Source organism: Nonomuraea jiangxiensis (assembly GCF_900099965.1).
Lineage (GTDB): Bacteria > Actinomycetota > Actinomycetes > Streptosporangiales > Streptosporangiaceae > Nonomuraea > Nonomuraea jiangxiensis.
In genome coordinates this window covers 274,548-286,465 of record NZ_FNDJ01000012.1, presented here as the reverse complement: position 1 = coordinate 286,465, position 11,918 = coordinate 274,548, and the positions used below count along the sequence as shown (strand labels likewise).

Sequence of the window (11,918 nt, the reverse complement as noted above, 5' to 3'; positions counted from 1 at the left end):
ATAGATTGATCACGTAACTCTCCTTGTGGCAGAGAGAAGTGATCATGAGTAACGCCAATGAAGCTCCAACCGACCACCGGCAGGAAGCGCTCGACGTGCTCGCCGCGGCCATGACTTCCTACGGCGAACGACACCACACTCCCGAAGCGGTGGCCATTTACGTCGCCGACCAGATCCCGGCGATCGTTCACGCGCTGCTGTACGTTGGTGATCAGCTCGCCGAACGCGGGAATGCCCGATAAGCGACTTTGACCGTCTGATAAACCGTGTCCGCCTGCGGTGGCCGGATGCGACGGGGCAGGCAGTTGCCGCAGCTCTGGAAGGGAGCGACCCCGTCCTTCCGGAGCTGTACGCGCACGCCCGCCCGGAGCTGGAGCGCTTGGCTGTTGGGAACCCGCAACTGCGAGCGATGCTCGACAGGCTCGAACGAGGCGGCACGTGACCGCTGAGCTGGTCCGCGAGCCGGGCGGGGCCGGCGGGATCGTCTTCCCGCCAACCCTGCTCGGCTTCGCCCAGGACACAACGATGGCGTGGCTGCTGTCGTACGACTTGAGAACATGCGTGACGCCTGCCGGTGCGAGATCGCGCGGTGGTTCGAGCTCTGCACCGAGACCGGCCTTGACCCGCTGCGGGCGCGCAAATCCCATGGCGACGTCTATAAGCGGTGGCTCGAACTGAAGACGATGGCACGACGGATCTCGGCGGTGTCGTCGTGGTAGGACTACCTCGCCGACGAGGAGATCATCGACGCCAACCGGTTCAAGCGGACCCGCCGGCCGAAGGTGTCGCGGAAACCGCTCCGAGACGATCGCGTTGACCCGGCCCGCGATCTGGTGGCCGCGGCCGACGTCGACTTCGGCCTGGCCTGGCTGCGCACCGCGGCGTTCATCCGAGTCCTGGTGCGCACCGGGAGCCGGGTCGAGGAAGCGATCTCCGCTGAGCTGGCGGTGCCGCAGCTCACCGGGCGGATCTTCGTGACCGACACCGGGGGCCGCTTCTACCGGTCGTCGGCGTCGGGGCTGGTGGCGCGGATTGGCCGCCGGGCCGGGATCGCCGGGAAAGTGACTCCGTACATGCTGCGGCGCACCTGGGCGTCGATGGCGAAGGAACTGGGCACGAACGCGGTGGACATCAAGGAAGCTCTCGATCATGAGAGCGTGGACACGACGATGATCTATCTGCACCCGGCGAACCAACTGAAAGAGATCCTTCCCAGTTGGTGGCGTCGGCACTGGAGTAAGCGAGGCGCCTGGTAACGCCGGTTGATGTGCGCCAAGAGCGCACCGGCCGAACAGTCCGCGTGGAAAGCTTCGCCCCCATGCGACGTGCTAGGCGTTACCGATGTCTTGATATCGCTTCGATCAGCGGTCGATGAGCAGGGCCAAGATGGCAGCGACAGCGCCGATGATGCCCGCTATCTCGGCTGCAACGGTCAAAGCTCGTCGCGGCTCTCGTGGCTGTCGCGGTTCTCGCGGCGTCGGATTCACAGGTGAAGGTCGTCGTGGGCCTGAACCTCGTTCCGCCAAGTGTCGTCTCAGGCGTATGACCAGCATGACGATTCCAATGAGCAATACCGCAACAATCACCAGTTCGATTGGTCCGAGGTTCACGTTCGGCCTGCTCTCCCCGAGAATATGGATACGTGTGATTACCATAGGCCCATAGGGAGTGCTCATCATGGGGTGCGGCCTCCCTTTCAGTACTACGGCGCCAAGGGGCGGCCCGGTCCGTTCCTGGCCACGTGCTGATCCGCGCGATCGAGTCGACGCCGTACGCCCGCGCCGAGCACCAGGCCGCGAAACTCGGCGACACCACGGCGTCGGACCTGGAGCGCGCTCGTCACTGGTGGATCCAGTGCACCCGGTCCTGCAGCGGTGAGGCAGACGCGTCCTGGAGTCGGCCGACATCGAGGACGCGGGTCAACAACCCGGCCGGCTCGAAGAGAGCCGCCGCGGCGCTGCACGCCAGCAGGTCGCGGGAGGCGGTCATTGAGCAGGTGGACGCGTTCGAGCTGATCGAGCGCATGGTCTCGCCGCAGACCGCCATGTACGTGGACCCGCCCTACCTGTGCTCCACCCGCAACGCGTTCGGCAGCGGCCACTATGTCAAGGGAGTTGGGCCGCGAGCCCGCCCGGCTGCTGCGACTCCTCGCCGGGTGCAAGTCCGCCGTGGTGCTGTCCGGCTACCAGTCGAATCTGTATGACGAGGTGCTCCCGGATGGCCACGCCGGTGGGGGACTGGTCTCATTCCTCCTCGAAGGTCACGGGCAAGTGTCTGGGGCGTACTCGTGTCGGACAGACTAGGGGGCATGAGAGTCGGTTTCGCCGTACCCCAGTCAGGGGCGTGGGCCACGCCGGAGAACCTGCGCCGTGTCGCCACCCGCGCCGAAGCGCTCGGATATCACGAGCTCTGGACCTTCCAGCGACTGCTGTACCCCGTCGGGCACCAGATGGGGCCGACCTACCGCAGCGTGCACGACCCGCTGATCACGCTGGCTCACCTGTCCGGCGTGACGAGCCGGATCCGGCTCGGGGTGGCCGTGATCAACGCGTACGTGCAGCCGGTGGTGCTGGCCAAGCAGCTGGCCACGCTGCAGACGCTCTCGGGCGGCCGGCTGACGGCCGGCCTCGGGCTGGGCTGGGTGCCGGAGGAGTTCGAGGCCACCGGCGTCGGCATGGAGCGGCGCGGGCGCCGCGGCGAGGAGTACGTCGAGGTGCTGCGTAAGGCGTGGGCCGACGACGTGATCGAGCACCACGGCGAGTTCTACCGGGTCTCGCCGTCCCACATGGACCCCAAGCCAGAGCCGGGGCCGCCGCCGATCCTGCTCGGGGGCGCCGCCGAGGTCGCGCTGCGCCGTGCCGCCCGGCTGGCCGACGGGTGGGTGAGCTCCAGCAGGGAGGACCTGTCCGCCATCGCGGGCCGGGTGCGCCTGCTCAAGGAGGCGGTGGCCGAGGCCGGGCGGGACGCGGACGCGTTCCGGATCGTGGTGCGCGGCGTCACGCAGGTCAGGGCGGCCCGCTCCGACCGGTCGCTGACCGGCACGTACGACGACATCCGGCACGACGTGGCCGAACTGGCCGCCGCCGGCGTGACGGAGGTCTTCCACGACCTGAACTTCGACCGCGAGTTCGTCACGCTCGACGCCAAGGAGGCGATGCGCCGGGCGGAGGAGGCACTGGAGGCGCTGGCTCCCTAACCGCCGTACGGGACCGTGATGATCTCCAGGTTGTGACCGTTGGGGTCGGACCAGTAGAGACCGCGGCCGCCGTCGTTGGTGTTGATCCGGCCGGCCTGCCGGTGGTGCGGATCGGCCCAGTACGGCAGCCCGCGATCCTTGATCCGGCCCCAGATCTGGTCGAACTCCTCCTCGCTGACGAGGAACGCGTAGTGCTGCGCCACCACGTCCCCGCCCGCCTGGACGACGTCCAGCGAGACGTCGTTGCCGAGCGTGACGACCCGGAACGGTCCGTAGACCGGCGCCGGCTCCAGCCCGAGCACGTCGACCAGGAACGCGGCGGTCTCGTCTCTGTCCCTGGCCTGCACAATGGTGTGGTTCAGATGGACGGACATACCTTCAGGCTATTCCAGCGGCGGGGGCAGCGAGGCGACGCCGCAGGCCCGTGACGTGGTGGGCCACGGCGGTACTACCGAGTTCAGAGGGCGGGGGCGGCCAAGCGCAGCGCTTCCGCCGCGACCGCGCGGCGCAGCTCGCCGATGCCCTCGCCTCCCCGTACGGGGTGGACGGCGTTCGTCAGCAGCACCACGGTCAACCGGCGGCCGGGATCGACCACCAGCGAGGTGCCGGTGAACCCCGAATGGCCGTACGCGGCGGCGCCCAGCGGCCCCACAATGCCCGGATCGCCGAGGCGCACGCCCAGCCCGTGCCGGAACGCGGCCCCCTCGGCGCCCTGGTCGCGTACCATCTCGGCGACGCTCTCCGGGCGCAGCATCGGCCCGCCGCCGAGTCGCAGCGCCTCGCCGAAGGCCAGCAGGTCGCCCGCCGTGGCGAACACCCCCGCGTGGCCCGCCACACCGCCCAGCGCGTAGGCGGTCTCGTCGTGCACCTCGCCCCGCACGCAGACGTGCTCGTCCGGGCCCCGGCGTTCCGGCTTCCACTCGGTGGCGGCGATCCGGGACGGCGAGGCCGGGCGGTAGCCGGTGTCGGGCAGCCCGAGCACGTCCGTGATCCGGGCGCGGACCAGCGCGTCAAGTGGCGCGCCGCCGGCCAGCTCGGCGACCCGGCCCGCGATGACCATGCCGACGTCGCTGTAGAGGTAGGAGCCGCCGACCGGGTGGGTGACCGGCGTCTCCAGCATCGCGGCCATCCGGGTCGCGTGATCGGCGCCGGGCAGCTCGTGGTCGATGCGGCGGGTCGGGGGCAGGCCCGCCGTGTGGGTGAGCAGCCGGCGCGGCGTGATACGCAGGTCGCGGCCGGGGATCCAAGCGGCCACCGGCTCGTCCAGGCCCAGCCGGCCCTCCTCGGCCAGGGAGAGCAGCACGACCGTGGTGAACAGCTTGCTGACCGAGGCCAGGTCGAAGATCGAGTCACGGTGTACGGGCGGGCGCTCGGCGGCCAGGGTCCCGGCGGCGTCGGCGTAGCGTACGAGCTCTCCGGTCGCGGCGGTGGCCACCACGGAGCCGTCCACGGCGATGAGCGCGACCGCGGCCGGGCAGACGCGCGGCACCGCGTCCGCCAGGATCGCGTCCAGCCGATCGGACATCCCCGTTCCCCTCTCCCCGTCGAGCCGGGCCGTCATCCGTTCCCTCCCCATCCAGCCGGGTGGCGGCCGGCGCGGCACCCGGCACCCGGTATCCGGTACGTCCCATCCGCCGAAGGCCCGTGCCCTCAAGTCGAGGCCGTGCCCTCAAGTCGAGGCCGTGCCCGACCCGAGGCCAGTGCTCTCAAGCCGCGGCCCATGCCCTCAAGCCGGAGGCCCGTGCGATCGTCAAGAAGGTGCGTGCGGTCAGCCGCTGAGCGCGTCGCTCAGGCGTTCGCCGTGCGACTGCAGCAGCGCGCGGGCGCCGTCCGCGTCGAGCCCGCGCTGGATCATCAGCACCGCGGTCTTCACCTGCCCGCCCGCCGCGTCCAGCGCCGCGCCGGCCGTCTCCTGGTCGGCCCCGGTGATGTCCCTGACCATGCGCAACGCCCGCCCGGCGAGCTTGCGGTTCATGGTCGCCATCTCGATCATCTGGTTCCCGTAGGTACGGCCGAGCCGGACCATGGAGATCGTCGAGATCATGTTCAGCACGAGCTTCTGGGCCGTGCCCGCCTTGAGTCTGGTGGACCCGGTCACCACCTCGGGCCCCACGACCACCTCGATCGCGTGCTCGGCGGCGGCCGACAACGGCGCGCCGTCGTTGCACGACAGGCCCACCGTCAGCGCGCCGCGCCCGGCCGCCTCGCCCACCGCGCCCAGCACGAAAGGAGCACCCCCGCTGGCGGACACGCCCACCACCGAGTCCAGCGGCCCGACCGCCAGGTCCTTCATCGCGGCGGCGCCCGCCTCGGCGTCGTCCTCCGCCCCCTCCACGGATCGGGTGAGCGCCTCGGGCCCGCCGGCGATGATGCCCCGCACCAGCTCGGGATCGGTGCCGAAAGTGGGCGGGCACTCGCTCGCGTCGAGCACCGCCAGCCGTCCCGAGGTGCCGGCGCCGACGTACAGCAGCCTTCCGCCCTCGGTCATCCGCGCGGAGATCGCGTCGATCGCGGCCGAGATCGCCGGGACGACCGCCGCGACGGCGTCGGGCACGGCGGCGTCGGCCTGGTTCATCAACCGCGCGATCTGCTCCGTCGGCAGCCGGTCGATGTCGCTGTAGCGGGGATCGCTCTGCTCGGTGGACAACTCGGGTAGCGGATCTATCATGTCGCTAACTTCCACCCTTAACTACTCCCATGTAAATATCTTTCAGGACAATGGGTTCATGTCACACGTACGCACCGGAGCCGAACGGCTGGCCGTGGATACCTCGCTGGCCGGCGGGGCCCGCCTCGGCCTGATCACGAACCCCACCGGAGTCCTGCCTGACCTCACCCGCACCCCCGACGCCCTGCTGGCGGCGGGACTGAAGGTGACGGCGCTGTTCGGTCCCGAGCACGGCCTGCGCGGCACCGCCCAGGCGGCCGGCAGCGAGGCCGACACCGTGGACGAGCGCACCGGCCTGCCGGTCCACGACACCCACCGGCTCGACGGCGCGGCGCTCGACCGGGTGGTCGCCGCCACCGGCGTGGACACGCTGGTCTTCGACATCGCCGACATCGGCACCCGCTTCTACACCTACGTCTGGACCATGTACGACCTGATGGCCTCGGCCGCCCGGCTCGGGCTGCGGTTCGTGGTGCTGGACCGGCCCAACCCGCTCGGCGGGACCGTCGAGGAGGGGCCGCCGCTCGACCCGGCGTACGCGAGCTTCGTGGGGCGGTTCCCGCTGCCCGTGCGGCACGGCAGGACAGCAGGGGAGCTGGCCGGACTGTTCGGGTTCGACCTGGACCTGCGCGTGGTCGAGATGGAGGGCTGGCGGCGCGACATGACGTACGCCGAGACGGGACTGCCCTGGGTGATGCCGTCGGTCAACATGCCGACCACGGACACCGCGCTGGTCTACCCCGGCACGGGGCTGTTCGAGGGCACGAACTTCTCCGAGGGGCGCGGCACCACCCGGCCGTTCGAGCTGGTCGGGGCGCCGTACGCGGACGCCCGCCTCGCCCCCGCGCTGGCCGCGCTGGACCTGCCGGGGGTGCGCTTCAGGGAGACCTGGTTCACGCCCACGTTCCACAAGCACGCCGGCACCCCCTGCCGCGGCGTGCAGCTCCACGTGCACGACCGGGCGGCGTTCCGGCCAGTGCTGACCGGGCTGTCGATGCTGCACGTGGCCCGCACCCTCTACCCGGACGACCTGCGCTGGCGCGGCCCCGGCCTGTTCCTGGACGACCTGTGGGGCTCCGGCTCGCTCACCACGAGCCTGGACAGCGGCGCGGACCCCCGCGACCTGTGCCCGCCACCCGGGCGCCCGCAGGGCCGGCTCCTCTACTCGTGACATCACGCCAGGTCGCGCCGGTAGAGCCAGAACACCCGCTCCGCCCGCGCGCCCACGGCATACGAATAGAACCGCAACGGCCCGACCCACCCGATCTGGGCGCTGGACTGCCCGGCGGCGCGCATGTCCGCCAGGCACCTGCGCAGCAGCACCCGGCCCAGCCCCAGCCCGCGGGCCTCGGCGGCGGTGCCGGTGGGGCCGAACCAGCCGGGCCGCGCCCCCCAGGCGGCGAAGGCCACGACCCGCCCGTCGCGCTCGGCGAGGTACAGGCCGCGGGCGTTGACCGCCTCCCAGGCCCACGACTCGTTCCACTCGTCGCGGACGAACGCGGCGACCCTGTCCCGATCGGCGTCCCGGCCGGCGCCCCGATCGGCGCCCTGATCGGCGTCCCGGTCCGCCCCGGCGGCGCGGATGGTGACTCCGGCCCCCTTCAGGCGGGCCACGTCGTCCTCCGTGGACAGGTCCACGCTCAGGTCGGCGGTCATGTTCCAGGCCACGTCATAGCGCTCGTAGCCGAGGCTCTCGGCCAGGCAGGCGGCGGCGGTGTAGCGCACGTCGATGCCGGGCCAGGCGTAGCAGGGCGGGTTGCCGGCCAGGCGCACCTGCCGCGCGCCCTGCCCCGCCAGCCACTCCTCGGCCGCCCGTACCAGCGCCCTGCCGCGGCCCTCGCCCCGGGCGGAGGGGTGCACGGCGAGCAGGTCGATGTGCCCGATGGCCGGGTCGCGCGTGGACATGGAGGCCAGGACGACCCCGCCGTCGGTGGCCAGCGCCGTCCGGCGCCGCTCGGCGGGAGGCCGCGACAGCCACCCCACCAGCGCGCCCGCCTCGTCGTCCAGCGTCAGCGCCGCCGCCGCGACCCGGGCCGCCGCGGCGGGCTCGGCCGTCCGCACAGCGTGCGCCATCACACCTCGCTCATCGGGCGGGCGATCACGCTGCGGCGCTCCGGGTAGAAGCAGGCGTGCTGCTGCGGCGCGGCCTCCGTGACCGCCAGCAGCGGCCGCTCGGACGTGCACCGCTCGCCGCGGAACGGGCAGCGGCGGGCGAACAGGCAGCCCTCGTCCGACTGGCTCTCGTCCAGCGACTCCAGCGGCATCACCGGCTGCTCGCCCGGCCGCTCCAGGCCGTGCAGCACCGGGATGGCCGACAGCAGCGACTGCGTGTACGGGTGCACCGGGTCGGCGATGACCGTGTCCACCGGGCCGCGCTCGACGACCTGGCCGCGGTAGATGACGTACAGCTCGCCGTCGTCGCCGATGTAGCGGGCCGTGGCCACGTCGTGCGTGATGAACAGCACGCTCACGCCGAGCCGCTCGCGCAGGTCCTTCAGCAGCGCCAGGATGCCCAGCCGCAGCGACACGTCGATCATCGAGACGGCCTCGTCCGCGACCAGCATCTCGGGGTCCACGGTCAGCGCGCGGGCGATGACCACCCGCTGCCGCATGCCGCCGGAGAGCTGGTGCGGATAGCGCGCCAGCACCGTGCCCGGATCCAGCCCCACCAGCGACAGCACCTCGGCCGCCCGCTCCTCGATCCACGACCGCGGCCGCCCGGTCTGCCTGGCCCGCAGGCTCAGCGGCGCGTACAGCGTCTGGTGGATGGTCCTGGTGGGGTTCAGCGCCGAGTACGGGTCCTGGTGGATCAGCTGGATCTTGCGGTAGTGCGGCTGCCGCTGCTTGGGCCGCAACGACGACATCGTGACGTCGCCGATGATGATCTCACCCGCGTCGTACGTCTCCAGCCCGGCGATGATCCGCCCCAGCGTGGTCTTGCCGCACCCGGACTCGCCGATGAACGAGGCCGCCCCGCCCTTGGGGATGGCGAAGTCCACGCCCCGCAGCGCCATCACCTCGCGGGCACCGAGCACCTTGCCCCGCTGCTTGAACGTCTTGACGATGCCGGTCCCGGTGATCATGCGCGCTCCTTCACGGTCACGGCGTGGCAGGCCACGATCCTGGGCCCGTACGCGCCCTCGTCGACACGGGCCTGCGGATCGACGGTGTCGCACACGTCCATGCGCAGCGCGCAGCGTTCCCTGAACACGCAGCCCTCCTTCGGCACGGTCACCAGCGTCGGCGGCCGTCCCGGCAGCGCCTGGGCCTCGTCGATGTCGCCGACCAGCCGGGGAATGGCCTTGATGAGGCCCCTGGTGTAGGGGTGGCGCGGGGCGGCGAGCACCTGCCTGGTCGGGCCCTGCTCGACCAGCCGCCCGCCGTACATGACCGCCAGCCGGTCGGCGACCTCGGCGACCACGCCGATGTCGTGCGTGATGACCAGCGTCGTCAGGCCGCGCTCCGCGTGCACCTCACGGACGATCTTCAGGATGTTGGCCTGCGTGATCATGTCCAGCGCCGTCGTCGGCTCGTCCAGCACCACCAGGTGGGCGTTGAGCACCAGCGCCAGCATGATGCCGACCCGCTGGCGCATGCCGCCGGACAGCTCGTGCTGGTGAGAGTCGAGCACCCTGGCCCCGTCCAGCCCCATCCGGCCGAGCAGCTCCTTGGCCTCGCGCACCAGGCCGCGCAGGTCGTCCACCCCGTGCGAGCGCCCCAGGTCGAGCAACTGCTTGCCGACCGTCTTGAGCGGGTTGAGCGAGTTCTGTGCCGCCTGGAACACGTAGCCGATGTGCTGGCCGCGCGCCTTGCGCAACCGCTCGCCCCGGAAGCCGACCACGTCGCCGAGCCCGTCGATCTCGACGCTCCCGGTCGAGATCCTGCCGGGCGGCTGCACGGCGTTGAGCAGCGACAGGGCCAGCGTGGACTTGCCCGAGCCGGACTCGCCCACGATGCCGGTGATGGAGCCGGGCTCCAGCGTCAGGCTGACGTCCCGGACGGCGGGCAGCTCGCCCGCCGGGGTCTTGTAGACGACGGTGAGGCCGCTGATGCGTACTCCCGGCGCCTCCTTGCGCGGGGGAGCCGCGGCCTCCCGCGCAGCGGTGCTCTGTTTGATGGTGACCTCGCTTCGCTCGGACACGCTCTACTCCTCGCGCAGCCGGGGGTTGAAGATCTCGTCCATCGCGTCGACGACGAGCACGATGGCGAGCGTCAGCAGCAGGATCGCCAGCAGCGGCCCGATCAGGAAGCCCAGCCCGCTCGGCACGGTCAGGGCCCCGGAGCGGAACACGGCCGTGTTCAGCATCTGCCCCCAGTTGTTCGACTCGTACGGCAGCACGCCCAGGAAGAACAGGCCCACCTGCGCGTACACGCCACCGGTGACCGCGATCAGCATGTTCATCGCGATGTAGGGCGCCATGCTGGGCAGCAGCTCCTTGCCCACGATGTGCGTCGTGGACAGCCCCAGCCCGCGCGCCGCCTCGATGAAGCCCCGCTCGCGCAGCGACAACGTCTGCGAGCGCACCGCCCGCGCCACGCCGCCCCAGCCGAGCAGCCCCAGGACCAGGCCCATCTGGGTCGGGCTGCCGAACTTCCACACCGTCGACAGCACCAGCAGCAGCGGCAGCCCGGGGATGGTCAGCTTCATGTCGGTCAGCCGCATGAGCACGGTGTCCCAGCGGCCCCGCTTGAAGCCGGAGAACAGGCCGATCCCGGTGCCCACCACCACGGTGATGAGGGCGGTCACCAGCGCGGCCAGCAGCACGTACCGGGAGCCGGTGACCACCAGGGCGATCACGTCGCGGCCCTGGTCGTCGGTGCCCAGCCAGTGCTGCGCGCTCGGCGGGCTGGTGATCAGGTTGGGGTCGCGGGGGAGCTGGGCGGGGTAGAACATCGGCCCGAACACGCCCATGAACGCGAACCCGAGCACGAGCACGACGCCCACCATGCGGCTCGGCTTGCGCTTCATCACCCGCCACACGCCCGCCCAGAAGTTGCGGCGCATGGTGGCGCTGGTCGAGGAGCTCTCCAGCAGCACGCTCATGTCGACACCTCCTCGCCGCCGCGCACCCGCGGGTCGATCACGCTGTAGAAGAGGTCGGCCAGGATGTTCGCGACGATGATGGCCGCCGTGATCAGCAGGAACGCCCCGCCCATCAGCGCGTAGTCACGCATGGTGATGCTGTCGAGGAGCAGCAGCCCGAGCCCCGGATAGTTGAAGATCCGCTCGATGAACACCGCGCCGCCGAGCAGCAGGCCCAGCGACAGCGCCAGGATCGTGAACAGCGGCAGGATCGCGTTGCGCGCGATGTACCTGAAGACGATCGACCGCTTCATCCCGCGCAGTTCGGCGGCCAGGATGAAGTCGTCGCCGAGCACCGTGACCACGCTGGACTTCATGGCAAGGATCCACCCGCCGTAGGCCGCCAGCGCGTACGTCGCCACCGGCAGCACCGCGTGCTGGGCCAGCGAGCCGAGGTAGCCGGCGTTGAACCCCGGCTCGTACAGGATGTCCACCGGCCCGTCCGCCGGCAGGATCGGGATCAGCGTGGCGAACACGGCGCTCAGCAGCAGCCCCAGCACATATTGCGGCACGCCGTGCAGCAGCGACCCGGAGATCGCCAGCACGTCGCCGAGCTTGCCGGAGCGCTTGATGGCCGCGTAGACGCCCAGCACGATGCCGACCAGGAAGCTCAGCAGCGTGCCCGCCAGCACCGGTAGAACGGTCCACTTGGCGGCCTCGCCGAGCACCTGCGTGACGGGCTGGCCCGCGTGGCTGACCGACTGGCCGAGGTTGAAGGTGAACAGGCCCGACATGTAGTCGATGTACTGGTGCCAGAGCGTGCCGCGCGGCTGGAACCCGTACAGCACCCGGGTGGCCTGCTCGGCCGCCACCGGATCCATGCCCTGCTGGATCAGTTTCTGCACGTTCGCGGCCACCGGGTCGCCCGGGATGCTCCTGACGATGAAGAAACTGATCGTGGCCACGACGAGGATCATGACGATGCCGCGGGCCAGGTGGCCCGCGAGTCGCCGTGCGATAACGCCCATAAA

14 protein-coding genes are annotated in these 11,918 nt (G+C 71.0%); 6 read left to right on the top strand and 8 right to left on the bottom strand.

Annotated features, from left to right (window positions below; genetic code table 11):
- Positions 1-44 precede the first annotated feature (44 nt).
- The 5 genes from BLS95_RS26735 to BLS95_RS26720 all read left to right on the top strand — a co-directional run bounded on the left by BLS95_RS26735 (position 45) and on the right by BLS95_RS26720 (position 3,196).
- Positions 45-242, top strand: a complete 198-nt coding sequence (locus tag BLS95_RS26735; protein WP_143043878.1) for a hypothetical protein — start codon at positions 45-47, stop codon at positions 240-242.
- Between the two features lie 288 nt (positions 243-530).
- Positions 531-719, top strand: coding sequence for a hypothetical protein (locus BLS95_RS54415; protein ID WP_143043877.1), 189 nt, complete (start codon positions 531-533; stop codon positions 717-719).
- 114 nt (positions 720-833) lie between these two features.
- Positions 834-1,256, top strand: coding sequence for a tyrosine-type recombinase/integrase (locus BLS95_RS26730; protein WP_176993394.1), 423 nt, complete (start codon positions 834-836; stop codon positions 1,254-1,256).
- 485 nt (positions 1,257-1,741) lie between these two features.
- Positions 1,742-2,203, top strand: a complete 462-nt coding sequence (locus tag BLS95_RS54410) for a DNA adenine methylase (protein WP_143043876.1) — start codon at positions 1,742-1,744, stop codon at positions 2,201-2,203.
- Positions 2,204-2,308: 105 nt separating this feature from the next.
- Positions 2,309-3,196, top strand: coding sequence for a TIGR03619 family F420-dependent LLM class oxidoreductase (locus tag BLS95_RS26720; protein ID WP_090936820.1), 888 nt, complete (start codon positions 2,309-2,311; stop codon positions 3,194-3,196).
- Here BLS95_RS26720 and BLS95_RS26715 read toward each other — a convergent pair.
- The 3 genes from BLS95_RS26715 to murQ form a co-directional block, all read right to left on the bottom strand.
- A complete protein-coding gene (locus BLS95_RS26715) occupies positions 3,193-3,570 on the bottom strand; it encodes a VOC family protein (RefSeq protein ID WP_090936817.1) in 378 nt (125 codons plus the stop codon). The genes BLS95_RS26720 and BLS95_RS26715 overlap by 4 nt on opposite strands.
- Positions 3,571-3,653: 83 nt before the next feature.
- Positions 3,654-4,721 (bottom strand): serine hydrolase domain-containing protein, encoded by a 1,068-nt coding sequence (locus BLS95_RS26710; protein WP_090937133.1) that lies wholly within the window; start codon positions 4,719-4,721, stop codon positions 3,654-3,656.
- A 243-nt stretch (positions 4,722-4,964) separates the two neighbouring features.
- The gene (gene murQ / locus BLS95_RS26705) at positions 4,965-5,864 is read right to left on the bottom strand and encodes an N-acetylmuramic acid 6-phosphate etherase (protein WP_090936814.1); all 900 of its coding nucleotides are present in this window, start codon (positions 5,862-5,864) and stop codon (positions 4,965-4,967) included.
- Between the two features lie 58 nt (positions 5,865-5,922).
- Here murQ and BLS95_RS26700 point away from each other — a divergent pair, with 58 nt between their 5' ends.
- On the top strand, positions 5,923-7,035 hold the full coding sequence (locus BLS95_RS26700) for an exo-beta-N-acetylmuramidase NamZ family protein (RefSeq protein ID WP_090936811.1): 1,113 nt from the start codon (positions 5,923-5,925) through the stop codon (positions 7,033-7,035).
- Positions 7,036-7,037: 2 nt separating this feature from the next.
- Here BLS95_RS26700 and BLS95_RS26695 read toward each other — a convergent pair whose 3' ends face one another.
- Genes BLS95_RS26695 through BLS95_RS26675 form a run of 5 tightly spaced genes read right to left on the bottom strand, consistent with a single transcriptional unit; the run spans position 7,038 to position 11,915 of the window.
- Positions 7,038-7,937: a GNAT family N-acetyltransferase gene (locus tag BLS95_RS26695; RefSeq protein WP_090936808.1), complete on the bottom strand. Its 900-nt coding sequence runs from the start codon at positions 7,935-7,937 to the stop codon at positions 7,038-7,040.
- Positions 7,937-8,947 carry an ABC transporter ATP-binding protein gene (locus BLS95_RS26690; protein WP_090936805.1) on the bottom strand — a complete coding sequence of 337 codons (1,011 nt, stop codon included), beginning with the start codon at positions 8,945-8,947 and terminating at the stop codon, positions 7,937-7,939. Before BLS95_RS26690 ends, BLS95_RS26695 begins: the two co-directional genes overlap by 1 nt.
- A complete protein-coding gene (locus tag BLS95_RS26685) occupies positions 8,944-10,005 on the bottom strand; it encodes an ABC transporter ATP-binding protein (protein WP_245765292.1) in 1,062 nt (353 codons plus the stop codon). Before BLS95_RS26685 ends, BLS95_RS26690 begins: the two co-directional genes overlap by 4 nt.
- Positions 10,006-10,008: 3 nt before the next feature.
- The gene (locus BLS95_RS26680; protein WP_090936802.1) at positions 10,009-10,908 is read right to left on the bottom strand and encodes an ABC transporter permease; all 900 of its coding nucleotides are present in this window, start codon (positions 10,906-10,908) and stop codon (positions 10,009-10,011) included.
- Positions 10,905-11,915: an ABC transporter permease gene (locus BLS95_RS26675; protein ID WP_090936800.1), complete on the bottom strand. Its 1,011-nt coding sequence runs from the start codon at positions 11,913-11,915 to the stop codon at positions 10,905-10,907. The genes BLS95_RS26680 and BLS95_RS26675 overlap by 4 nt, the downstream gene beginning before the upstream one ends.
- Between the last annotated feature and the right edge of the window lie 3 nt (positions 11,916-11,918).

Bases quoted from the DNA above. Each gene is read 5' to 3' on its own strand.
- BLS95_RS26735 (WP_143043878.1), top strand. From the start codon at position 45: ATGAGTAACGCCAATGAAGCTCCAACCGACCACCGGCAGGAAGCGCTC.
- BLS95_RS26720 (WP_090936820.1), top strand. From the start codon at position 2,309: ATGAGAGTCGGTTTCGCCGTACCCCAGTCAGGGGCGTGGGCCACGCCG.
- BLS95_RS26715 (WP_090936817.1), bottom strand. From the start codon at position 3,570: ATGTCCGTCCATCTGAACCACACCATTGTGCAGGCCAGGGACAGAGAC.
- BLS95_RS26710 (WP_090937133.1), bottom strand. From the start codon at position 4,721: ATGTCCGATCGGCTGGACGCGATCCTGGCGGACGCGGTGCCGCGCGTC.
- murQ (WP_090936814.1), bottom strand. From the start codon at position 5,864: ATGATAGATCCGCTACCCGAGTTGTCCACCGAGCAGAGCGATCCCCGC.
- BLS95_RS26700 (WP_090936811.1), top strand. From the start codon at position 5,923: ATGTCACACGTACGCACCGGAGCCGAACGGCTGGCCGTGGATACCTCG.
- BLS95_RS26695 (WP_090936808.1), bottom strand. From the start codon at position 7,937: ATGGCGCACGCTGTGCGGACGGCCGAGCCCGCCGCGGCGGCCCGGGTC.
- BLS95_RS26690 (WP_090936805.1), bottom strand. From the start codon at position 8,947: ATGATCACCGGGACCGGCATCGTCAAGACGTTCAAGCAGCGGGGCAAG.
- BLS95_RS26680 (WP_090936802.1), bottom strand. From the start codon at position 10,908: ATGAGCGTGCTGCTGGAGAGCTCCTCGACCAGCGCCACCATGCGCCGC.
- BLS95_RS26675 (WP_090936800.1), bottom strand. From the start codon at position 11,915: ATGGGCGTTATCGCACGGCGACTCGCGGGCCACCTGGCCCGCGGCATC.